Source organism: Mesorhizobium sp. B2-6-1 (genome assembly GCF_006440475.1).
GTDB lineage: Bacteria > Pseudomonadota > Alphaproteobacteria > Rhizobiales > Rhizobiaceae > Mesorhizobium.
Window position 1 is genome coordinate 728,957 of sequence record NZ_VFUH01000001.1, and the last position, 21,502, is coordinate 750,458.

19 protein-coding genes and 1 tRNA gene are annotated in these 21,502 nt (G+C 64.2%); 16 read left to right on the top strand and 4 right to left on the bottom strand.

Annotated features, from left to right (window positions below; all coding sequences use genetic code 11):
* The first annotated feature begins 34 nt into the window (after nt 1-34).
* The 3 genes from FJ443_RS03770 to FJ443_RS03780 all read left to right on the top strand — a co-directional run bounded on the left by FJ443_RS03770 (nt 35) and on the right by FJ443_RS03780 (nt 3,098).
* Nucleotides 35-919, top strand: a complete 885-nt coding sequence (locus FJ443_RS03770) for a F0F1 ATP synthase subunit gamma (RefSeq protein WP_140492974.1) — start codon at nt 35-37, stop codon at nt 917-919.
* A 70-nt stretch (nt 920-989) separates the two neighbouring features.
* Complete coding sequence (gene atpD / locus FJ443_RS03775) at nt 990-2,576, top strand: F0F1 ATP synthase subunit beta (RefSeq protein ID WP_181169578.1); 1,587 nt, start codon at nt 990-992, stop codon at nt 2,574-2,576.
* A gap of 114 nt (nt 2,577-2,690) precedes the next feature.
* Nucleotides 2,691-3,098, top strand: a complete 408-nt coding sequence (locus FJ443_RS03780) for a F0F1 ATP synthase subunit epsilon (protein WP_140492977.1) — start codon at nt 2,691-2,693, stop codon at nt 3,096-3,098.
* A 53-nt stretch (nt 3,099-3,151) separates the two neighbouring features.
* Here FJ443_RS03780 and FJ443_RS03785 read toward each other — a convergent pair whose 3' ends face one another.
* Nucleotides 3,152-4,642, bottom strand: a complete 1,491-nt coding sequence (locus tag FJ443_RS03785) for a mannitol dehydrogenase family protein (protein WP_140566759.1) — start codon at nt 4,640-4,642, stop codon at nt 3,152-3,154.
* A 307-nt stretch (nt 4,643-4,949) separates the two neighbouring features.
* Between FJ443_RS03785 and FJ443_RS03790 the strand changes: the two genes are divergently transcribed.
* From FJ443_RS03790 to FJ443_RS03820, 7 genes are all read left to right on the top strand, one after another.
* On the top strand, nt 4,950-5,927 hold the full coding sequence (locus FJ443_RS03790) for a TRAP transporter substrate-binding protein (RefSeq protein ID WP_140654851.1): 978 nt from the start codon (nt 4,950-4,952) through the stop codon (nt 5,925-5,927).
* A gap of 79 nt (nt 5,928-6,006) precedes the next feature.
* Entirely contained in the window at nt 6,007-6,558 is a 552-nt protein-coding gene (locus FJ443_RS03795) for a TRAP transporter small permease (RefSeq protein ID WP_140550947.1), read from the top strand.
* Nucleotides 6,559-7,839, top strand: a complete 1,281-nt coding sequence (locus FJ443_RS03800) for a TRAP transporter large permease (RefSeq protein ID WP_140560745.1) — start codon at nt 6,559-6,561, stop codon at nt 7,837-7,839.
* 8 nt (nt 7,840-7,847) lie between these two features.
* Entirely contained in the window at nt 7,848-8,624 is a 777-nt protein-coding gene (locus FJ443_RS03805) for a FadR/GntR family transcriptional regulator (RefSeq protein WP_140525004.1), read from the top strand.
* 22 nt (nt 8,625-8,646) lie between these two features.
* Complete coding sequence (gene kduI, locus FJ443_RS03810) at nt 8,647-9,498, top strand: 5-dehydro-4-deoxy-D-glucuronate isomerase (RefSeq protein ID WP_140554883.1); 852 nt, start codon at nt 8,647-8,649, stop codon at nt 9,496-9,498.
* On the top strand, nt 9,495-10,259 hold the full coding sequence (kduD, locus tag FJ443_RS03815; protein ID WP_140662815.1) for a 2-dehydro-3-deoxy-D-gluconate 5-dehydrogenase KduD: 765 nt from the start codon (nt 9,495-9,497) through the stop codon (nt 10,257-10,259). Before kduI ends, kduD begins: the two co-directional genes overlap by 4 nt.
* A gap of 26 nt (nt 10,260-10,285) precedes the next feature.
* A complete protein-coding gene (locus tag FJ443_RS03820) occupies nt 10,286-10,624 on the top strand; it encodes a cupin domain-containing protein (RefSeq protein ID WP_140525007.1) in 339 nt (112 codons plus the stop codon).
* 238 nt (nt 10,625-10,862) lie between these two features.
* Here FJ443_RS03820 and FJ443_RS03825 read toward each other — a convergent pair whose 3' ends face one another.
* The gene (locus tag FJ443_RS03825; protein WP_140662817.1) at nt 10,863-12,284 is read right to left on the bottom strand and encodes a coniferyl aldehyde dehydrogenase; all 1,422 of its coding nucleotides are present in this window, start codon (nt 12,282-12,284) and stop codon (nt 10,863-10,865) included.
* A gap of 189 nt (nt 12,285-12,473) precedes the next feature.
* Between FJ443_RS03825 and recQ the strand changes: the two genes are divergently transcribed.
* The gene (gene recQ, locus FJ443_RS03830) at nt 12,474-14,315 is read left to right on the top strand and encodes a DNA helicase RecQ (RefSeq protein WP_140662819.1); all 1,842 of its coding nucleotides are present in this window, start codon (nt 12,474-12,476) and stop codon (nt 14,313-14,315) included.
* Nucleotides 14,316-15,699: 1,384 nt separating this feature from the next.
* On the opposite strand, the gene FJ443_RS03835 is transcribed toward recQ, so the two are convergent.
* A tRNA-Ser gene (locus FJ443_RS03835) sits at nt 15,700-15,789 on the bottom strand.
* Between the two features lie 574 nt (nt 15,790-16,363).
* Here FJ443_RS03835 and FJ443_RS03840 point away from each other — a divergent pair.
* The 3 genes from FJ443_RS03840 to FJ443_RS03850 all read left to right on the top strand — a co-directional run bounded on the left by FJ443_RS03840 (nt 16,364) and on the right by FJ443_RS03850 (nt 18,127).
* Nucleotides 16,364-17,032 carry a 50S ribosomal protein L21 gene (locus tag FJ443_RS03840; RefSeq protein ID WP_140493007.1) on the top strand — a complete coding sequence of 223 codons (669 nt, stop codon included), beginning with the start codon at nt 16,364-16,366 and terminating at the stop codon, nt 17,030-17,032.
* 100 nt (nt 17,033-17,132) lie between these two features.
* Nucleotides 17,133-17,402, top strand: a complete 270-nt coding sequence (rpmA, locus tag FJ443_RS03845; RefSeq protein ID WP_140493012.1) for a 50S ribosomal protein L27 — start codon at nt 17,133-17,135, stop codon at nt 17,400-17,402.
* A gap of 137 nt (nt 17,403-17,539) precedes the next feature.
* A complete protein-coding gene (locus FJ443_RS03850) occupies nt 17,540-18,127 on the top strand; it encodes a GNAT family protein (RefSeq protein ID WP_181175058.1) in 588 nt (195 codons plus the stop codon).
* 194 nt (nt 18,128-18,321) lie between these two features.
* On the opposite strand, the gene FJ443_RS03855 is transcribed toward FJ443_RS03850, so the two are convergent.
* Nucleotides 18,322-19,191, bottom strand: coding sequence for an endonuclease/exonuclease/phosphatase family protein (locus tag FJ443_RS03855; RefSeq protein ID WP_140493018.1), 870 nt, complete (start codon nt 19,189-19,191; stop codon nt 18,322-18,324).
* Nucleotides 19,192-19,320: 129 nt separating this feature from the next.
* On the opposite strand from FJ443_RS03855, the gene obgE reads away from it, so the two are divergent.
* Together obgE and proB are read left to right on the top strand one after the other, a co-directional pair.
* Nucleotides 19,321-20,352, top strand: a complete 1,032-nt coding sequence (gene obgE / locus FJ443_RS03860) for a GTPase ObgE (protein ID WP_140649958.1) — start codon at nt 19,321-19,323, stop codon at nt 20,350-20,352.
* Nucleotides 20,353-20,359: 7 nt separating this feature from the next.
* Nucleotides 20,360-21,499, top strand: coding sequence for a glutamate 5-kinase (gene proB, locus FJ443_RS03865; protein ID WP_140662944.1), 1,140 nt, complete (start codon nt 20,360-20,362; stop codon nt 21,497-21,499).
* Nucleotides 21,500-21,502: the final 3 nt, after the last annotated feature.

Sequence of the window (21,502 nt, forward strand, 5' to 3'; positions counted from 1 at the left end):
TCCGGATGAGACAAGACGGGATCAGGTTTGAAGCATGCCTTCATTAAAAGACCTTCGTAACCGTATCGCCTCGGTCAAGGCGACGCAGAAGATCACCAAGGCGATGCAGATGGTCGCCGCGGCGAAGCTGCGCCGTGCACAGGAGGCCGCGGAAGCGGCGCGCCCCTATTCGGAGCGCATGGGTTCCGTGCTGGCCAACATCACCCAGGCGATCGGCGGCGGTGGCGATGCCCCGGCGCTGATGACCGGCACCGGAAAGGACGACGTGCACCTGCTCGTTGTCTGCACGGCCGAGCGCGGCCTGTGCGGCGGCTTCAATTCTCAGATCGCCCGTCTTGCCCGCGACCACATCCGCAGGCTCCTGGCCGACGGCAAGCAGGTCAAGATCATCTGCGTCGGCAAGAAGGGTTTCGATATCCTGCGCCGCGACTATGCGTCGATGATCCTCGACCGGATCGACCTGCGCGAGGTCAAGACGCTCGGCTTCGTCAATGCCGACACGATCGCCCGCAAGGTCATCCACCTGTTCAATGAGGGCGGCTTCGACATCTGCACGCTGTTCTATTCGCAGTTCAAGTCGGTGATCAGCCAGGTTCCGACCGCGCAGCAGATCATTCCGGCCGCTGCTTCGTCCGCTCCGGCCGAGGCTGCTGACGGCGCCAGCGCCGTCTACGAATACGAACCCGAGCCGGGTGAAATCCTGTCCGAGCTCATTCCGCGCAACATCGCGGTGCAGATTTTCCGCGCGCTGCTCGAAAACGCGGCTGGCGAAATGGGCGCCAAGATGAGTGCGATGGACAACGCCACGCGCAACGCCGGCGAGATGATCAACAAGCTGTCGATCACCTACAACCGCCAGCGCCAGGCGCAGATCACCAAGGAACTGATCGAAATCATTTCGGGCGCCGAGGCGCTCTAGGCACGGTTTCCCGGGGTCAACGACCTCGATCCGACCGCGCGAGAAACAAAGGACGAAAAGGGTAAAGACGATGGCGAAAGCAGCGACCCCCAAGACGGCGGCTCCCAAGGCAGCAGCCCCGGCCAAGGCGGCACCGGCAAAGGCTCCGGCCGCAGCAGCTAAGGCGGCTCCGGCCAAGAAAGCGGCAGCGCCGACCAGGGCCGCCGCGGTAAAAACCCCGGCCGTGGCCAGCAAAGCCACCGGCATCGTCGGCAAGGTCCGGCAGGTCATCGGCGCCGTGGTCGACGTGCAGTTCGGCGATCACCTGCCGCCGATCCTGAATGCGCTCGAGACCACCAATGTCGGCAACCGCCTGGTTCTCGAAGTTGCCCAGCATCTGGGTGAAAACACCGTGCGCTGCATCGCCATGGATTCCACCGAAGGCCTGGTGCGCGGCCAGGAAGTGCGCGACACCGGCGGCCCGATCGCCGTGCCGGTCGGTCCGGGCATGCTCGGCCGCATCATCAACGTCATCGGCGAGCCGGTCGACGAAGCAGGCCCGGTCGACGCGGTCGAGTTGCGCTCGATCCACCAGCCGGCCCCGGCCTATATCGAACAGTCGACGGAAGCACAGATCCTGATCACCGGCATCAAGGTGCTCGACCTGCTCGCGCCCTACGCCAAGGGCGGCAAGATCGGCCTGTTCGGCGGCGCCGGCGTCGGCAAGACGGTGCTGATCCAGGAACTGATCAACAACATCGCCAAGGCGCATGGCGGCTATTCGGTGTTCGCCGGCGTCGGCGAGCGCACCCGCGAGGGCAATGACCTCTATCACGAGTTCATCGAATCCGGCGTCAACAAGAAGGGCGGCGGCGAAGGCTCCAAGGCGGCGTTGGTCTATGGCCAGATGAACGAGCCGCCGGGCGCGCGTGCCCGCGTCGGCCTGACCGGCCTGACGGTCGCCGAATATTTCCGCGACCAGGGCCAGGACGTGCTGTTCTTCGTCGACAACATCTTCCGCTTCACGCAGGCTGGTTCGGAAGTGTCGGCGCTGCTCGGCCGTATCCCGTCGGCCGTGGGCTACCAGCCCACGCTCGCCACGGACATGGGTGCCCTGCAGGAACGCATCACCACCACCACCAAGGGCTCGATCACCTCGGTGCAGGCTATCTACGTGCCGGCCGACGACTTGACCGACCCGGCGCCGGCGACCTCGTTCGCCCACCTCGACGCGACGACGACGCTCAACCGCTCGATCGCCGAAAAGGGCATCTATCCGGCCGTCGATCCGCTGGACTCGACCTCGCGCATGCTCGACCCGCTGGTGGTCGGTGAAGAGCATTATGGGGTCGCGCGCCAGGTGCAGTCGATCCTCCAGCGCTACAAGTCGCTGCAGGACATCATCGCCATCCTGGGCATGGACGAGTTGTCGGAAGAGGACAAGCAGACGGTGGCTCGCGCCCGCAAGATCGAGCGCTTCCTGTCGCAACCCTTCTTCGTCGCCGAAGTGTTCACCGGCGCGCCGGGCAAGCTGGTCGACCTCGCCGACACCATCAAGGGCTTCAAGGGCCTCTGCAACGGTGACTACGACCACCTGCCGGAAGCCGCCTTCTACATGGTCGGCGGCATCGAGGAAGCGGTCGAGAAGGCACAGCGCCTCGCGGCTGAAGCGGCTTAATCAAGGGAAATAGGGAGTAGTCAGTAGTCAGTAGTGAATGGCAGGCAGGTGACCGGGGGCAATTGCCCTTTCTCCCTACTTCCCTACTCACTATTCCCTACTCGCTAAATCGACATGGCAGAAGCTTTCAAGTTCGAACTGGTCTCGCCGGAGCGCCTGCTGGTTTCCGCAGAGGTCGAGGCAGTCGTCATTCCGGGTGCGGAAGGCGAGATGACCGTGATGGCGCATCACGCACCGGTCATGACAACCATCAAGCCGGGCGTCGTCACGGTGAAGGCTGCATCGGGCGGTGAAGAGCGTTACGTCGTCTTCGGCGGTTTCGCCGACATCGTTCCGGCCGGCTGCACGCTGCTGGCGGAATCGGCTGTCGCGGTGAAGGATGTCGACCGCGCCGATCTCGCGCGCCGCATCCAGGAAGCCAGGGAAGACGCCGCCGACGCCAAGGACGACCGGTCGCGCACGAAGGCCGAACAATTCCTCAGCCAGCTCACCACGCTGGAAGGCGCCATCCTGCCGGCTTGAGGCTGGCACCAGTAGTCGACTGAAAAGCGGGGCCTTGCCTCGCTTTTTTGTTTTTAAATGCCCAATGCCGCGAAGGCCTGAGCCGGTCCGCCACAGCGCAACTGCTCGAGATGGACGGCCGCAAGGTCCATCAATCCTGGCCGCTCAGGCGCCCCGGTCGCGAAGCCGGCGAGATCGAACACTGCCGCGACGGTTTCGGCAGCGGGCAGATTCCGGTCAATGATCGCCGTCATCGGCATGTCAAGCGGATCGGTAAAATGGCCGTCGGGCAAGGATTTGCCGCGCGCTTCGCAGGCGGCGATCCAGGCGGCAACCGCCAGCATGAGATGTCCGGGCGCGGCGCCTGAATGGAGGCGCTCGATCGCGGAGGCCATGATGCGCTGCGGCAGTTTCTGGCTGCCGTCATTGGCGATCTGCGCGGTGCGGTGGGCAAGTGCTGTGTTGGAGAAACGCTGGGCAAGCTCTGCCGTATAGCTCGCGGTATCCAGCCCGGCATCGGTGGGCAGCGTCGGGATTGCCTCGGCCCACAGCGCATCGACAAAGCGCCTGATCGCCGGATCGGCGAAGGCGCGGTCGACGGTGGCGTGTCCGCTGAGCAGGCCGAGATAGGCAATGGCCGAATGCGCTCCATTGAGCAGTCTCAGCTTCATGTCCTCGAAGGGCCTGACATCCCCGACCATGGTGACGCCGAACTTTTCCCAGGCCGGGCGGCCTGCCGGAAAATTGTCCTCGACCACCCACTGGCGGAACGGCTCGGTCATGACCGGCCAGGCGTCGTCGACGCCGAGCTCGAGAGCGATCCGCGCCCGGTCGGCATCGGTCGTGGCCGGCACGATGCGATCGACCATGCTCGAGGGAAACGCGACCTCGTCGGCGATATGGCCGGCAAGCCTGGTAGCGCCCTTCTCACCGAGGCTGGCATCGCGCAGCGTGGCGAATTCCACCAGCAGCCTGTGCAAGGTCGCCCCGTTGGCAGGCAGGTTGTCGCAGCAGAGCACGGTGAAGGGCTGAAAGCCGGTCGCGCGACGGCGTGCAAGCGCCTCGGCCAGAAAACCGTGCGCGGTCTTCGGCAGATGCGGGTTCGCCAGATCGTGGGCGATATCAGGGTGGGCTGCGTCGAGCCCGCCGCCGGCGGCCCGCAGATAGGCTTTCTCGGTGATGGTCAGCGTCACGATGCGGGTGCGCGGATCGGTCAGCGCGGCCAGCACGGCGGCGGGATCTTCCGGCGCCACCAGCATCGCGCCGATGGAGCCGATGACATGAAGACTTTCCTCGCCCCCGCTGCGGATCGCCAGCGTGTAGAGCCCGTCCTGCGGCGCCAGCGCATCGCGCGTCTCGGCACTGCGCAGCGACACGCCGACGATGCCCCAATCCGTTTCTCCGGCAGCCAGGCAATCGTCGACATAGGCTGCCTGGTGGGCGCGATGAAAGGCGCCGACCCCCAGATGCACGATGCCTTGCGTGACCGATGCGCGATCAAAACGCGGCACGGCGATCCTCGCCGGCAACGTCGTGATCGTATCCTTCGAAAGACGCCTGTTCATTGCTGTGCGAAGTCCCCGATTGGCCTTTGGGAGCCGCCCCGTAAGGTCGGCGAAGGAGAAACGGCAGCGGCGTAACATCCACTGCCGTCCCACACAATGGCCGGTTGCCGATCCAAAGTCATCATACAACAATCCATTTTTTGTATGTTGACATTATTTCCTTGCGACCCTACCGATAGCGCCTCTTGGGAGGATCACCGTGGCACTGACCGATGCGGATTTGCTGTTTCGCGCCGACGTGCGTCCACGCTCGCTCGCCCGCACCGGCTCTGAGTCGGCGCCTTGATTTTTGAAAAGGGAGGAAGTCATGTTGCATTTTTCGAAATTGACGGCGGCTACATTCGCGTTCGGCTCGCTGCTGATCGGCATCGCCAACGCGCAAACCGTGCTGCGGTCGGCCGACACGCACCCCGACGGCTATCCGACGGTCGAGGCGGTAAAATACATGGGCGAGTTGATCAAGCAGCGCACCGATGGCCGCTATTCGGTCGAGGTCTATCATTCGGCGCAGCTCGGCGAGGAGAAGGACACGATCGAGCAGACCCAGACCGGCGTCATCGACCTCAACCGTGTCTCGATGGGGCCGTTCAACGGCATCGTGCCGGAAACCGCGGTGCCGTCGCTGCCCTACATATTCCGCTCGGTCGAACATATGCGCCATGTCATGGACGGGCCGATCGGCGACGACATCCTGAAAGCTTTCGAGGCACATGACCTGGTCGGTCTGGCCTTCTACGATTCCGGCGCGCGCTCCTTCTACAACACCAAGAAGGACATCGCCTCGATCGCCGATCTGAAGGGCATGAAATTCCGCGTCATCCAGTCGGACGTGTTCGTCGACATGGTCAACGCACTGGGCGCCAACGCCACGCCAATGGCTTATGGCGAAGTCTATTCGGCACTTGAGACCGGCGTCATCGACGGCGCGGAAAACAACTGGCCGAGCTTCGAATCCGCCAAGCACTATGAGGTCGCCAAGCACTACACGCTCGACCAGCACCAGATCGTTCCGGAGGTGCTGGTGATGGCGAAGGCGAGCTGGGACAAGCTCTCGCCGGAAGACCAGGCGATCGTGCGCCAGGCGGCCAAGGACAGCGTCGTCAAGATGCGCGAACTGTGGGACGCGCAGGAGAAGAAATCCCGCGATATCGTCGAAAAGGCAGGCGTCAAGGTCAGCGAGATCGACAAGCAGCCGCTGATCGACGCGATGAAGCCGGTCTACGACAAATACCTGTCGACGCCGGCGCTGAAGGACCTCGCCGCCCGCATCCAGGCGACCAAGTGAAGTCGGCCGCGGGGCGGGCAATGCATGCCGTCCCGCGCCTTCGTGACCGGCCGGCGATCGGGAGGATCAGATGGCGATAATGACAAGCAGCGCGGCGCCGCCGCGGTTCAGCGTCGTGCTTTCGAGGATTTGCGACGGAGCGCTCTATCTGGCCGGCATCGGGCTGGTCGCCATGACCGCGCTCGTCGCCTATCAGGTCTTCTTCCGCTTCGTGCTCAATTCGTCGCCGAGCTGGACCGAAACCAGCGCCATCATGCTGATGAACTGGTTCATCTTCCTTGGCGCCGCCGTCGGCGTGCGGGAGAACTACCATATGGGGTTCGACGTGCTGCTTTATATCCTGCCGAAAGGCAGCAAGGGAGCGTTGCGCACGCTGTCCGACCTGATCGTGCTCGGCTTCGGGTTCGGCATGGTCTGGTACGGCTGCAAGCTTGTCGGCCTGACCTGGCACACCATCATCCCGGCGCTCGAGCTGCCGGGTGGCTTCGACTATCTGCCGCTGGTCGCCGGCGGCGTGCTGATCTGCCTGTTCTCGGCCGAGCGCATCGCGCTGCGCTGGTCGGGCGTCGATATCGACAAGGACATCAATCTCGAGGACGTGCCGGAGATGCCGGCGGTGCAGGAGGCCTAGATGGAGCTCTGGATCCTGTTCGGCGTCTTCACACTGCTGATGTTCGGCGGCACGCCGATCGCGTTCTGTCTTGGTGCGGCCTCCTTCGCCACCGTCCTCTATCTCGGCCTGCCGCCCCTGGTCGTGTTCCAGCAGATGAAATCGGGCATGAGCGCGTTCTCCCTGATGGCGATCCCGTTCTTCATCTATGCCGGCGATCTGATGGTGCGCGGCGGCATCGCGCAGCGCATCGTTTCCTTTGCCGGCTCCCTGGTCGGCCATGTCCGGGGCGGCCTCGGTCAGGTCAACATCATCGCCGGCACGCTGTTCGGCGGCATTTCCGGCTCGGCCGTGGCCGAGGCCGCGGCCGTCGGCGGGCTGATGATCCCGCAGATGAAGGCACGCGGCTACGGCGCCGACTATGCCGTCAACGTCACCTCGATGGCGGCGCTGATCGCGCTGCTTTTGCCGCCATCGCAGAACATGATCATCTATTCGATCGCAGGGGGCGGCAAGATTTCGATCGCCGACCTGTTCACCGCCGGCATACTACCGGGCCTTTTGTTCGCCGCCTCGCTGATGGTCACCGCCTATTTCGTCGCCCGCAGCCGCGGCTACCCGGTCGAGGCCTTCCCCGGTTTTTCGCGTGTCGGGCAGCTGGCGCTCATCGCTATTCCGGGACTGCTCTTGATCGGCATCATCTTCGGCGGCGTCCGCTCCGGAATCTTCACAGCGACGGAGAGTTCGTGCATCGCCATTCTCTACGCCTTGCTTGTTACCGTCCTCGTTTACCGTTCGATGGGCTGGAGCGATTTCGTCCACGCCACCAAGGGCGCCGTGCGCACCACTTCGATGGTGCTGTTGATCATCGGCACGGCGGCTTCTTTCAGCTGGCTGATGGCCTATCTCAAAGTGCCGGTGCTGCTGATCGCCGGCATGAATGCGATCTCCACCGATCCGCTCGTCGTGCTGCTGCTGCTCAATGTCCTGATGCTGGTGCTCGGCACCTTCATGGACATGGGACCGATGATCATCATCTGCACGCCGATCTTCCTGCCGCTGGTCACACATTATGGCGTGGATCCCGTGCATTTCGGCGTCATCACCATCCTCAATCTCGGCATCGGGCTGAACACGCCGCCGGTCGGCACGGTGCAGTTCGTCGCCTGCGCCGTCGGCAAGATCACGGTCTGGGAAGCGATGCGCTCGATCTGGCCGTTCTATGGCGCCGGTATCGTCGTTCTCGGGCTGGTGACGTATATTCCGGCCATCTCGCTCTGGTTGCCGAGCGTGTTCAAGTAGAGGACGACATGGCATTGGATAGCGCAACCGACCTCAGGGTCGAGAGAAAACCCAAACTGTCGGAAACCGTCGTCGCGGCAATTCGCAGGCAGCTTCAGGCAGGCGAGATCCTGCCCGGCCACAAACTGCCGACCGAGGGCCAGTTGACCGAAACCTTCGGCGTCAGCCGCACCGTCATCCGCGAAGCCCTGGCCAAGCTCGCCGCCGATGGCCTGGTCGAGCCGCGGCAGGGCGCCGGCGTCTTCGTCACAGAGCACATCTCGACGATGTTCGGCGCGCTCGCGGCCGATATGGGCAGCAAGGATTCGATCGCACTCAACGTGCTCGAAGTGCGGCTCGCCATCGAGATCGAATCGGCCGGGCTCGCCGCTATCCGCCGCAACGCGGCCCAGGAGGCGGCGATCCAGGAAGCCTTCTTCGACTTCGAACGGCTGCTGCTCGCCAGCGAGCCGACCGGTCCGGCCGATCTCGCCTTCCATCGCGCCATCGCCAGCGCCACCAATAACCCGTTCTATGTCGAAATGCTCGACGTGCTCGGCCGGCGTGCCATTCCGTGCGACGTGACCTCGCCCTGGTCGACCGAGCTTGTGCAGTCCGACAGCTATCAGCGCGGGCTGCAGCGCGAGCATCTGGTGATCCTGAACGCGATCACATCGGGCGATGCCGAAGCCGCGCGCGAGGCGATGCGCACGCATCTCTCGGCCAGCCAGCAGCGCTATCGCGAGCGCCTGCATGCGCGGCAGGTCTATTATTCCGACTCGGTCAAGGCGGCCGGCGGCGAATGATCCATCTCAAGTCAGGACAGCAATGAGCCAGAACCATACCGACTATACATCGCGTTTTGCCATCGACCCCGCCGCCGCCGCGGCCATGGGGACCGACGAGTTGCGCCACAATTTCCACATCGAAGACCTGTTCCAGCCCGACCGCGTCAGCCTGACCTACACACATTACGACCGCATGATCGTGGGCGGCGCGATGCCGGCCGGCGCGCCGCTTCGGCTGGAGGCAATCAAGCCGACTGGAACGAAAGGCTTTCTCGAGCGCCGCGAGTTGATCGCCGTCAATATCGGTGGCGGCGGCACGATCGAAGCCGGCGGCCAGCTCCATGAGTTGCAGGTACGCGACATGCTCTATCTCGGCATGGGCACGCAGGATGTGTCGTTTGCCTCAGTCGACAAGGCGGCGCCGGCAAAGTTTTATCTGCTCAGCGCGCCGGCGCATCAAACCTTTCCCAGCCGGCTGATCCGCATCGGTGACGCCCGGCGTCTCGATCTCGGCAGCAAGGAGGCCTGCAACGAACGCTCCATCTTCCAGTTCATCCATGCCGACGGGGCCAGGACCTGCCAGCTCGTCGTCGGCATGACGCAACTTGCGCCGGGCTCCATCTGGAACACCATGCCATGCCATGTGCACGACCGGCGCATGGAGGCCTATCTCTATTTCGACCTGCCGGAGGCGGCGCGCGTCTTCCATTTCATGGGCGAGCCGGACGAGACCCGACACATCGTCATGCGCAACGAGGAGGCCGTGCTGTCGCCCGGCTGGTCGATCCATTCAGGCGCCGGCACCTCCAACTACGCCTTTGTCTGGGCGATGGCCGGCGACAACGTCGACTACACCGATGTGGATCCGGTGGCGATGGAAGACCTGCGGTGAGCGATCTTTCCGCCTTCAGCCTGACCGGTCGGCGCATCCTCGTCACCGGCGCCAACACCGGAATCGGCCAAGGCATTGCCGTCTCGATCGCGCGCGCCGGCGGCATGGTCGTCGGCGTCGGCCGCTCCTCGATGGATGAGACGGCCGCAAGGATCGCCGCGGCGGGCGGGCGGTTCGAGGCGGTCGCGGCCGATCTTGCCGACACATCCGCCGCAGGTCCGATGCTGGAGCGCGTGTGGGACGAAAGCGGGCCGCTCGACGGGCTGGTCAACAATGCCGGCATCATCCGGCGCGCCGATGCAATCGACCTTTCTGAGGCCGATTGGGACGAGGTGCTCGACCTCAACCTGAAGACGGCTTTTCTGCTCTGCCAAGGCTTTGCCAGGCGCGTCCTTGCCGGCGGACGCAAAGGCAAGATCGTCAACATCGCCTCGGTGCTGAGCTTCCAGGGCGGCATCCGCGTCGCGTCCTACACCGCCTCGAAGCATGGCGTGCTCGGCATCACCCGGCTGCTCGCCTGCGAATGGGCAGCGAAAGGCATCAACGTCAACGGCATCGCGCCGGGCTATATCGAAACCAACAATACGCAGGCGCTGCGCGCCGATCCCGACCGCAGCGCCTCTATCCTGGCGCGCATTCCGGCCGGCCGCTGGGGCCGGCCGGAAGATATTGGCGATGCGGCGGCCTTCCTGCTGGCGCCGGCGTCGGACTATATGCATGGCGCGGTGGTGCCGGTGGACGGCGGCTGGCTGGCTCGGTGAGGATCTGTCTCGACGAGGATATTGGGATGAGCGAAACGAAAATCTTCTCGCAGGCCGGCGCGGGCGCCTGGACGGCGACGCCGGATGGCAACAGGCGGCGCGTTCTCCTGCACACGGATGAACTGATGATGGTCGAGTTCGCCTTCGACAAGGGCGGCGTCGGCGCCCTGCATTCGCATCCGCATGTACAGGCAAGCTACGTCGCCGAGGGCCGCTTCGAAGTGACCATCGACGGCCGGACCGAAATCCTCGAGACGGGCGGCAGCTTCATCGTGCCGTCCGGCCTGGTGCACGGTGTCAAGGCGCTCGAAGCCGGCCGGCTGGTCGACAGCTTTACGCCGCACCGCGCCGATTTCCTCGCCTGAGGGCCGGCCATGCGATGAGCGATGGACGCTCGTTTCGGCGCGCTGTTTCCAAATGAAAAACCCGCGCCTCCGGAGAGGCGCGGGTCTGTTGCCTGGGCGCTTGCGCGCCGCGGTACTCGAAACGTGGCCGCAGGAAATGGAGCCTGCCGAATCATGGTGAAGATAGGCTTAACGCGCGGACGCCATGTGATAGCGCCGCCATGTGATCGCGTCGCCGGCGGCGGGCGCCGCACGGCGTTCAAGTGATGTGCCTGAGCAGGCCGAAAAGCCGTTCGAAGGTCCTGCCATAGGGCGGACGCAGAAGGCTCCCCGCGCTCAAGCGCGACTGCAGGAAAACCGGCTTCACCTTGCTGAAGGTGCGAAAGCCCCATTCCCCGTGATAGGCGCCCATGCCGCTGGCGCCGACGCCGCCGAAGGGTTGGTTCTCCTGCACCAGATGCAGCATGCAATCGTTGATGGTGACGCCGCCGGCGATGGTCTCGTGCAGGATGCGTTGCTGGTTGCCGCCGTCTCGCCCGAACCAGTAGAGCGCCAGCGGCCGGTCGGCCCGGTTGACATGGGCGATGGCGTCGTCGATCCCGGCATATTCGAGGATCGGCAGCACCGGCCCGAAAATCTCTTCGCGCATCAGCCGCAGGTCGGGATCGGCGTTCCTGACCAGGGTCGGCGGCAATTTGCGGCCTGCGGCGCCGAACGCCTCGCCGGCCGGGTTGATTTCGATGACATCGGCGCCGGCGTCTCGGGCCTCCGCGATCATGGCCCGCAGGCGCTGATAATGCCGGTCGCTGACGATGGCGGTATAGTCCGGATTGTCGCGCAGGCTGGGGTAGAGCTTCGCCATAGCCGCCGCGAGTTTCTCTGCCACGATGCCTGACTGTCCCTTGGGCACCAGCAGGTAGTCCGGCGCGATGCAGGTCTGCCCGGCATTGAGGAGCTTGCCATAGGCGACGCTGGCCGCCGCCGCATCGAGGTCGCATGAGGGGTCGAAGATCGCCGGCGACTTGCCGCCGAGTTCCAACGTAACCGGGGTCAGGTTGGCCGCGGCGGCCAGTGCGACCTGGCGGCCGACGGCCGTCGAACCGGTGAACAGCAGGTGATCGAAAGGCATCGACACGAAAGCCTTGCCGACCTCCGCGTCGCCGGTGATGACGCCGAGTTCGTCCGGTGCGAAATGCTCGGCGGCCAGGCGCGCCAGCAGCGCTGAAAATGCGGGCGTCAATTCGGATGGTTTGATCAGCACGCGATTGCCGGCGGCGAGCGCCGCGGTGACCGGCGCGACGGCGAGCTGGAAAGGATAATTCCAGGGCGATACGATGCCGACGACACCGAGCGGCTGCGCGACGAGGCGGTTCCTGCCCGGCAGGAAGGGCAAGGTGGTGGCGACGCGGCGTTCCCGCATCCAGCCTTTTAGGTGGGACAGTGCGTGGCGGATGCCGGCCCGCACCACGAACAGTTCGGCAAGGCGGGTCTCATGAGCCGAGCGGCCGCCGAAGTCGGTGTCGATTGCCGCGCAGATGTCGGCCTCATGCTTTTCCGTGAGCGCCAGCAGCCGGGCGAGGCGATCCTTGCGGAGATCGAGGCCCGGAAAGGGCTGCGCCTCGAATGCGGCGCGCTGCTGCTTGAAGCGTTCGCCGAGAGCATCCTGTCTGGTCTGCAGCATCGCTCCCTCCCTGGTCGTCCCGGGCAAGCTTACATCGCAGCGCGTGAGGGAATCCAGCAGGGGTGCTGATGTCGCAGGGGAAGGCACGAATTGGGACCGGTGGACATGCCACCCCGCGCATCCGCGGATAGCGTTCCGGCGATCTTCGCTTTAAGAACGTTGCCTCAGCCAAACGGGGACCATTGCGAGATGCCAATATCGACGGCGAGCGTTCCGCCGGATGCACCAGACCCCAAGCAACGCGTGTTGAAGGACGTGTTCGGCTTCGACGATTTTCGTCCCGGCCAGGCCGAAATCATGGACGCGCTGCTGGGCGGACGCCATGTGCTGGCCGTCATGCCGACGGGTGCGGGCAAATCGCTCTGCTACCAGGTTCCGGCGCTGGTCCTGGGCGGCCTTGCCATCGTCGTCTCACCGCTGGTTGCGCTGATGCAGGATCAGGTCGCGGCGTTGCGCCTTGCCGGCGTGGCAGCCGATACGATCAACTCCTCGATCGAGCGCGAGGCCAATGTCGCGGCATGGCGCCGTGTCGCCTCCGGCCAGACGCGCCTGCTCTACCTCGCGCCGGAGCGGCTGATGACGGAGCGGATGCTCGACGCGCTGGCCAGGCTCGACGTCAGCCTGATCGCCATCGACGAGGCGCATTGCATCTCGCAATGGGGTCCGGCGTTCCGGCGCGAATATGAGGATCTGTCGCGGCTGCGCTCCATTTTCCCGCAAGTGCCGATCATCGCGCTGACGGCGACGGCGGACGAGGCTACCCGCATCGATATCGAAGCGCGTCTGTTCGCCGGGCGCGCCGAAACCGTGGTGCTGGGTTTCGACCGGCCGAACATCAAGCTTGCCCTTGAGGCCAAGCAGGACAGCAAGCGCCAGTTGCTGCGCTTCGTCGAGCGTCACGCAGGCAAAAGCGGCATCGTCTATTGCCTGTCGCGCAAGAAGACCGAGGAGATGGCGGCCTTCCTCGAGAAGAACGGCGTCACCGCGCTCGCCTATCACGCCGGGATGAGCAAGGAAGCGCGCGAGGCGAATCAAAACGCCTTCATGACGCTCTCCGGCGTCGTCATGGTGGCGACCATCGCCTTCGGCATGGGCATCGACAAGCCCGACGTCGCCTTTGTCTTCCACACCGACCTGCCGGGCAGCCTCGAAGCCTACTATCAGGAGATCGGCCGCGCCGGCCGCGACGGGCGGGCAGCCGAGGCGCATATGCTCTACGGGCTCGGCGATATCCGCATGCGGCGCCTGTTCATCGACGACGAAGAATCATCACCTGAGCACAAGAGGCGCGGGCATCGCCGGCTCGATACGTTGATCGGCTATTGCGAGGCGGTACAGTGCCGTCGGCAGATCCTGCTCGGCTATTTCGGCGAACAGGCAGCGCCCTGCGGCAATTGCGACAACTGCCTCGACCAGGCGCCGCGCGCCGATGGCGGAGCGGAAGCGCGGATCATCCTGACGGCAGTCGCGCAGACCGGCGAGCGCTTCGGCGCCGCCCATGTCATTGACATCCTGCTCGGCCACGAGACCGAGAAAGTACTGGCGAGAGGCCATCAAACGCTGACCAGTTTCCGGGCCGGCGCGGCGTATAGGAAAACGGTCTGGCTGTCGCTTATCCGGCAACTGGTCGCCGGCGGGTTCCTTGTGCCGGATCCGGACGGCCATGGCGGCCTCGCCATTTCCGAAAGCGGCCGCGCCCTCGGGCGCGGCGAGGTTGCGTTCCATTATCGCGTCGAGATGCGGGACCCTCTCGCGCGCGGCAGGAAGCGTTCCGGGGAAAGCTCCGCCGCCAGCGCCGAGGGTGTGGATGCATCGCTGCTGGGCGCGCTCAAGGCGCTGCGGCTGCGGCTGGCCAAGGAGCGGCAGGTGCCGGCCTATGTCGTGTTCTCGGACCGCACGCTGATCGACATGGCCGAACGCCGCCCGCGCGACCTCGACGCCTTCGCCGAGGTGAATGGCGTGGGAGCGGCGAAGCTTAGGGAATTCGGGGAGATTTTTCTCGCCGCGATTGCCGGGCATCATCCGAATTGAGCTGAACCGGTCGACGCGTCACGCACAGGCTACAGCGGCCATCCAGACAGAAGTGCCTTCGTGACGTCACCTCGCTGTCTGAGCTGATCAATATGGCACCGTCTGCTTTTCGGTGCCGCTTGCCGTGGCGGCTGGTGCGTTCGTCGCGTCAATGATCGACTTCCTTCGTTCCGGCGAGATCACGGAAGACCGTGCGCCAGAACGATAACCATCCTCTCGACTGTCTTCCATGCCTTGACACTGGTGCTAGATTGGCAGTCGTCAAGGCAGGCACCGCCCTGACGAACGACGAAAGGGAGGCAACAACCAATGCAAATCCGAGCCGATACCTTGATAATAGCAGCGGCTATTCTGTTGGGCAGTGGAATGCTCGCCAGGACGCAAGCTCCGCTGGCGGCGTCGCCAGCCGATTGGTTAGTGGCACCCGGCGACGGTATGATGGTGTTCAATTCCGCGTCGAGGAAAGCCTATCATTGCGCAATGATATCAGGCACTGGAAAAGCGCCTTTTGTGAGCTGCTACGCCCCAGCTACGCTGCCCTAACAGCGGGGTTGCTTCGATCAGTACCCGCGCTGCCTCCGTTGCTCGTCGCTGACTGGCGCTGTCACGCGGCCCGCCTGGACGAGCAGACGACTGAGTAGGCGACGCTGTGTCGGCGTCAGCCTGTCAACTGCTTGGCGAGCTTGCCAGTACCGTAAGCCGCCGAGCCTACCAGACGCGGCGAGACCGTCGAAATGGGGGCAGTCAGTGCGCAGTGCGCAACGGCCGTCGCCGTGCCCGCCCTATAGACCTGCATCGCCGCTTGGACGGCGCTTTTCGTGTCGACCAGGTCCGAAATCGTTCAATCAGTCTTGGCTGTGCTTGCAGCCTATGGGTGGGAGGACTTGATCCCGGCTTTAGCTGGTCGGCCCGGCGCGAGGGAAGAACAAATCGAGGCGGACGCAACCGTGATCGAGATTTCGGACTGGCCAAATGGCCGTCCGACGGTTGGAACAAATTAGGCTCGTGCGTGACCTGTTCGCCAAGCTCCCGGCGCCGGCGCATTTGGATGATGTTTCCTTATCGTTCGATGGCAGGAACACCAGCAAGCGCAGCGGACGTGTGGCCCAGGTTTTGGAAACGCTGGTTGCGACCGGACTGGCGAGAGAGGACGCAGCTGGTGGCCGCGCCCGCTATTTCGTGCCTCGATGACCCGTGGGTTTCGGCACCGGGCTCGCTGGCGAAGCTCATCGTCAGATGATTACACGGCAATCCCGATGCCAGACAATTACAGCGCCGCAGGAGCTCAGGGCTGCACGCACTCCCCCGGTGCGGCTGCTTCGCTTTAGCAAACGTTTATGGCTGGGCGGGAAAAGCCAAATAAGGTAAGGAAATCAATTCGGACTGGCGGAGAGGGAGGGATTCGAACCCCCGATGGGCTTGCACCCATGCCGCATTTCGAGTGCGGTGCATTCGACCACTCTGCCACCTCTCCGCGGTCATGGTCAGCCGTTGCCGGCGCGGCGCACTAGATAACGGCTGAACGGGCAGGTTACAAGGCCAAATCGGCCGGAAACTCAGCTTGCGTCAGAGGCTGGCCCGGAGCGACGCCGTCCCGACCGCGGTAGACGATGCCGGACACTGCGCCGGCCAGGAAACCGGCCAAGATTTCGAACTCCGATTAACGAGGCATAGGGACGCCAGTCCGGCGGTGCCGGCGACCTCCTGATAGGAATTTTTTCTTGACGGGGTGAAGGCAACTATGGTAGAGATCTGGTTATGGTGCTGAGTTGCGCCAGGGACCCGCCGCACAAGCGGGTTTTTCCGTTCAAGGCTCCATCAACAGCGCGCCGACGAAAGCTCCGAAGGAACCCGTTAGCCCGGATTCGTTGCCCTGAGAATCTGGCCGTTTGCCTTGACTCGCAACAAACCTTCGGTTAGGGACAGCGCGCAATCGGCGTGGAGGGTTCTTCCGCGCCGCTTGTTTTTTGAACCCGCAGACTGACAAAAAGACGGCCGAACCGCCACAGGCGGTTCATCGAGGCCGACCGAACAGCGAAAGGCAAAAAATGTTCGCAGTCATCAAAACGGGCGGCAAGCAGTATCGCGTCGCCGCCAACGATCTCCTGAAGATCGAAAAAGTCGAAGCCAATGTCGGCGATATCGTCGAGATCGGCCACGTGCTCGCGCATGGCGAGGGCGAGAATGTCACGTTCGGCGCACCGTTCGTCGACGGCGCGGTTGTCACCGCCGAGGTCGTCGAGCAGGGCAAGAACCGCACGGTCATCGCCTTCAAGAAGCGCCGCCGCCAGAATTCGCGCCGCAAGATCGGCCATCGCCAGTTGCTGACCACGGTCAGGATCTCCGAGATCCTGCTGGGCGGCGCCAAGCCGGCCAAGAAGACCGCTGCCAAGGCGGAAGCCAAGGCCGAGGTAGCCGCCGACGCGGCGCCGAAGGAAGCCAAGGCCAAGAAGGATGCCCCGAAGGAAGAGGCAAAGGCCGAGACCGCGGCAGCGCCGCTGTTCAAGGCGCCGAAGGGCGAGCCGGACGATCTGACCGTGATCAAGGGCATCGGCCCGGTCGCCGCCAAGGATCTCAACGAACAGGGCATCATCACCTTCGCCCAGCTCGCCAAGCTGACCGAGAAGGATGTGGCCAAGATCGACGAGAACATGCCGTTCAGCGCCGACCAGATCAAGGACTGGCGCGAGCAGGCCAAGGAACTGGCAAAGAAGTAAGGCGAACCGGCGCGAAACGTCGCCGGATCGGACTTGAAACGGAACGCGAACGCGTTCATAAGACCATTCAAGCGCCCTTGGGCGCATCGGAGTTAGTTAGATGGCACACAAGAAAGCTGGCGGCTCGTCGCGCAACGGTCGCGACTCGCATTCCAAGCGTCTGGGCGTGAAGAAGTTCGGCGGCGAAGCCGTCATCCCGGGCAACATCATCATTCGTCAACGCGGCACCACCTGGCATCCCGGCGTCAATGTCGGCATGGGCACGGATCACACCCTTTTCGCGCTCGAAGCCGGCGCCGTGACGTTCAACAAAAAAGCCAACGGCCGAACCTACGTATCGGTCAACCCGATTACCAAAGCAGCGGAGTAGCCGGTTCCGCACCACAACACCGGCAGCCCATCTCGGGAACCGGTGTCTGGAAGCCAGAAGGTTTGGCAAAGCCAGGAAAAGGATCAGGGGAGATGGGTTTCCATCTCCCTTTTTTCTTGTGCCTGGAGGACTTTGACATGGTTGCCGAAGCGGAAGACTCAGAAGACGAAAGTTATGCGATCGATTGCCCGGTGCTGGTGACCGAGCGGCTGGTGATGCGGGCTCCGCGCGAAAGCGACATCGCGCAATTGGTCGAGCTCGCCGACAACCGTCATGTCGCCGAGATGCTGGCGCGCATGCCGCATCCCTATGGCGAGGCCGAGGCACGCGCTTTCCTGGCCATGACCAAGTCGCGCCGCGCCGGCATCGCCTATGCGCTGACGCTGACCGGCACCGAAAGCTTCGTCGGCTGCGCCGGATTGAACACCACCGACCGCGGACTGGAGCTCGGCTACTGGATCGGAGAACCCTACTGGAAGCGCGGCTTCGCCACCGAGGCATCGCACGCCCTGGTCGATCTCGCGTTCCAGCGGACAAACATCCAGGTGCTGCATGCCTCGACGCGGGTCATCAATCCGGCCTCGCGCCGGGTGATCCACAAATGCGGGTTCCAGTACGCCGGCCAGGGCATGCTGAACTCGATCGTCGCCGGCCAGGTGCCGGTCGAACGTTACCGCCTCGACCGGAAGACATGGACCAGCCTGCGCAACTGGGTGCATTTTTGATGTGTGCCGATATTCAGGTGAGGCCGGCCTGCAAACGCTGATTTTCTGCGCTTCCGGTGCTCGCGTACTTTAAGTACGCTCCGCTCCGGTTCTCGAAAACCAACGTTTTCGGCTCGGCCTGACCTGAATCTCAGCACACATCGGCGCTGGGCCTCTGGTCAAAGGTTCGGAAAGAATCGTGCATCGATTTGGGCTCAGCCCAGTTCGGCCCATACCGGCAGATGGTCCGAGCCAACAGCCTTTCGGTCGACCCACAGGCGCTTCAGCGACCGGGCAAGCGAGGCGCTGGTGAAGATATAGTCGATACGCTTGTGGCGGTCGGTATTGCCGGGGTCCTTGGGGTCGACCCAGCTGACGAGATCGTCGCCGGCGACATTGAGGCGCACGGCGGCGTCGACGGCGAAATCAGCGGTCAGCGGCATGCCGAATTCGTGGTCCGGCCGGCCGGCGAGTTCGACATATTCGGGCGATCCGGCCAGCATGTTGAAGTCGCCCATGCCGACGAAGGCCTCGGGGTGCGGCAGTTCCGGCAGGCCGATCTCGGCGACGCCGGACAGCGCGCCGCCTTCAAGCGCATAGTTCAACAGGCGCCGGCGCAGGAACTGGATCTGGCTGGCGCGCTCGACCGGGCTGCGGTGATCGAGATGGATGGAATAGAAGCGGATGAAACCAAGCGGCGTCTCGATCAGCGCCTCCAGCGCGCCGCGCTGGAAGTTCATCATCTCGAAGCTGCGGCTGCGCGGCAGGAGCAGGTTGCGCGACAGATGAATGGGCGTCTTCGACAACACCATGTTGCCGAGCTGGAAGGTGGTGGTGATGGCGCGGCCGTTTTCGATGCGCGAGCCGATATTGGCCTCGAAATTGCTGCCATAGACGGCGAAATAGTCGGGCAGCGCTTCGCCGATCTCGGCGACCATGTCGCGTCCGCCGTTCCTGGGATTGTTGCGGGTGACCTCCTGCAGCGCGATGACATCGGCGCCGCGCACGGCGTCGGCGATACGCCCGACATCGTACTGCCCATCGAGGCCGATGCCGTACTGGATGTTGTAGGTTACAAGCTTCATGCCGACATCTCCGGCCAACCCCACGCGGCCACTGTCACAAAACGGCCTCGCCCTTCGCCGCGCCTTGGTTTAGAGCAAGGCGCAAGGTTTAGAGCAATGCCGCAAGGCCAATAAAGAAACTGCTGTCCGATGAAATTTCTCGATCAAGCGAAGGTCTATGTCCGCTCCGGCGACGGGGGCGCGGGTTCCGTGTCGTTCCGGCGCGAGAAATTCATCGAGTTTGGCGGACCGGACGGCGGCGATGGCGGCCGCGGCGGCGACGTCTGGCTGGAAGCGGTCGACGGGCTGAACACGCTGATCGACTACCGCTACCAGCAGCATTTCAAGGCCAAGACCGGCACTCATGGCATGGGCCGCAACATGACCGGCGCCAAGGGCGCCGACGTCACGCTGAAAGTGCCGGCTGGAACGCAGGTGTTCGAAGAGGACAACGAGACGCTGATCTGCGACCTCACCGTGGTCGGCCAGCGCTTCCTGCTGGCCAAGGGCGGCAATGGCGGCTTCGGCAACCAGCACTTCAAGACCTCGACCAACCAGGCGCCGCGCCGCGCCAATCCGGGTCAGCCCGGCGAGGAGCTCAACATCTGGCTCAGGCTGAAGCTGATCGCCGATGCCGGGCTGGTCGGGCTGCCCAATGCCGGCAAGTCGACCTTTCTCGCCGCCGTCACCGCCGCCAAGCCGAAGATCGCCGACTATCCCTTCACCACGCTGCATCCGGGCTTGGGGGTGGCACGCATCGATGCGCGCGAATTCGTCATCGCCGACATTCCCGGCCTCATCGAAGGCGCGCATGAGGGCGTCGGCATCGGCGATCGCTTCCTTGGCCATGTCGAGCGCACGCGCGTGCTGCTGCACCTGGTCTCGGCGCAGGAAGAAAATCCTGGCAAGGCCTACAAGACGGTGCGCGCCGAACTCGAAGCCTATGGCCATGGCTTGACCGACAAGGCCGAGATACTGGCCCTTTCACAGGTCGATACGCTCGATGCGGATGAGCGCAAGAAAAAGATCGCCTCGCTGAAGCGCGCCGCCGGCCGTGCGCCGATGCTTCTGTCGGCGGTCACCGGCGAAGGGGTCGAAGCGGTGCTGCGCGCGCTGATGGCGGTGGTAGCCGAAGCGCGCGACGCGATCGCGGCGCCGGTCGACACGCGCTGGGAAAAATAGCATGACCGTGCAGTCGCTGAAGAAATACCGGCGCATCACCGTCAAGATCGGCTCGGCGCTTCTGGTCGACCGCACCGCCGGGCTGAAGCGCGACTGGCTGGCCTCGCTGGCCGACGATATCGCCGTGCTGGCTCAAGGCGGCGCGGAAATCCTGGTCGTCTCGTCGGGCGCCATCGCGCTTGGCCGTACCATTCTTGACCTGGGAAAAAGGGCGCTGAAGCTCGAGGAGAGCCAGGCGGCCGCAGCCGTCGGCCAGATCGCGCTGGCCGGCGCCTGGTCGGATGCGCTCGGCAAGGGCGGGTTGAAATCGGGCCAGATCCTGCTCACGCTTGGCGACACCGAGGAGCGCCGCCGCTACCTCAACGCCCGGGCGACGATCTCGACGCTCTTGAAGATGGAGGCGGTGCCGGTCATCAACGAGAACGACACCGTGGCGACCTCCGAGATCCGCTATGGCGACAATGACCGACTGGCCGCGCGGGTGGCGACGATGATGGGCGCCGACCTTTTGGTGCTGCTCTCGGATATAGACGGTCTCTACACCGCGCCGCCGGCGCGTGACCCGGAGGCCAAATTCGTCGCGGTGGTCGATCGCATCACGCCTGAGATCGAAGCGATGGCGGGTGCCGCGGCTTCCGAACTGTCGCGCGGCGGCATGCGCACGAAGCTCGACGCCGGCAAGATCGCCACCGCGGCCGGCACCGCCATGATCATTACCTCCGGCACGCGGCTTTCGCCGCTGATGGCGATCGAGCGCGGCGAGCGCGCCACCTTCTTCCGCCCGAGCGCCAATCCGGTGAAAGGCTACAAGAGCTGGATCGCCGGCCAGCTCGAACCGGCGGGAAGGCTGACCGTCGATGCCGGCGCCGTCGGGGCGCTGACATCGGGCAAGTCGCTGCTGCCGGCCGGTGTGAAGCTGGTCAGCGGCAATTTCTCGCGCGGCGATACGGTGGCGATCCTGTCGCCCGAGGGCCGCGAGATCGCCCGCGGGCTGGTTGCCTATGATGCGGCGGATGCCGTAAGGATCGCAGGCCTGAAGACAACCGAAATCGAGACCGTGCTCGGCTACGAGGCGCGTTCGGCGATGATCCACCGCGACGACCTTGTGGTCAGCCTCGCGGGCGACCAAGTAACGGGCGGAGGATGAGCC

Excerpts from the sequence above, each read along its gene's own strand:
- FJ443_RS03770 (WP_140492974.1), top strand. The coding sequence starts at position 35 with ATGCCTTCATTAAAAGACCTTCGTAACCGTATCGCCTCGGTCAAGGCG.
- atpD (WP_181169578.1), top strand. The coding sequence starts at position 990 with ATGGCGAAAGCAGCGACCCCCAAGACGGCGGCTCCCAAGGCAGCAGCC.
- FJ443_RS03780 (WP_140492977.1), top strand. The coding sequence starts at position 2,691 with ATGGCAGAAGCTTTCAAGTTCGAACTGGTCTCGCCGGAGCGCCTGCTG.
- FJ443_RS03785 (WP_140566759.1), bottom strand. The coding sequence starts at position 4,642 with ATGAACAGGCGTCTTTCGAAGGATACGATCACGACGTTGCCGGCGAGG.
- FJ443_RS03790 (WP_140654851.1), top strand. The coding sequence starts at position 4,950 with ATGTTGCATTTTTCGAAATTGACGGCGGCTACATTCGCGTTCGGCTCG.
- FJ443_RS03795 (WP_140550947.1), top strand. The coding sequence starts at position 6,007 with ATGACAAGCAGCGCGGCGCCGCCGCGGTTCAGCGTCGTGCTTTCGAGG.
- FJ443_RS03800 (WP_140560745.1), top strand. The coding sequence starts at position 6,559 with ATGGAGCTCTGGATCCTGTTCGGCGTCTTCACACTGCTGATGTTCGGC.
- FJ443_RS03805 (WP_140525004.1), top strand. The coding sequence starts at position 7,848 with ATGGCATTGGATAGCGCAACCGACCTCAGGGTCGAGAGAAAACCCAAA.
- kduI (WP_140554883.1), top strand. The coding sequence starts at position 8,647 with ATGAGCCAGAACCATACCGACTATACATCGCGTTTTGCCATCGACCCC.
- FJ443_RS03820 (WP_140525007.1), top strand. The coding sequence starts at position 10,286 with ATGAGCGAAACGAAAATCTTCTCGCAGGCCGGCGCGGGCGCCTGGACG.
- FJ443_RS03825 (WP_140662817.1), bottom strand. The coding sequence starts at position 12,284 with ATGCTGCAGACCAGACAGGATGCTCTCGGCGAACGCTTCAAGCAGCAG.
- recQ (WP_140662819.1), top strand. The coding sequence starts at position 12,474 with ATGCCAATATCGACGGCGAGCGTTCCGCCGGATGCACCAGACCCCAAG.
- FJ443_RS03840 (WP_140493007.1), top strand. The coding sequence starts at position 16,364 with ATGTTCGCAGTCATCAAAACGGGCGGCAAGCAGTATCGCGTCGCCGCC.
- rpmA (WP_140493012.1), top strand. The coding sequence starts at position 17,133 with ATGGCACACAAGAAAGCTGGCGGCTCGTCGCGCAACGGTCGCGACTCG.
- FJ443_RS03850 (WP_181175058.1), top strand. The coding sequence starts at position 17,540 with ATGGTTGCCGAAGCGGAAGACTCAGAAGACGAAAGTTATGCGATCGAT.
- FJ443_RS03855 (WP_140493018.1), bottom strand. The coding sequence starts at position 19,191 with ATGAAGCTTGTAACCTACAACATCCAGTACGGCATCGGCCTCGATGGG.
- obgE (WP_140649958.1), top strand. The coding sequence starts at position 19,321 with ATGAAATTTCTCGATCAAGCGAAGGTCTATGTCCGCTCCGGCGACGGG.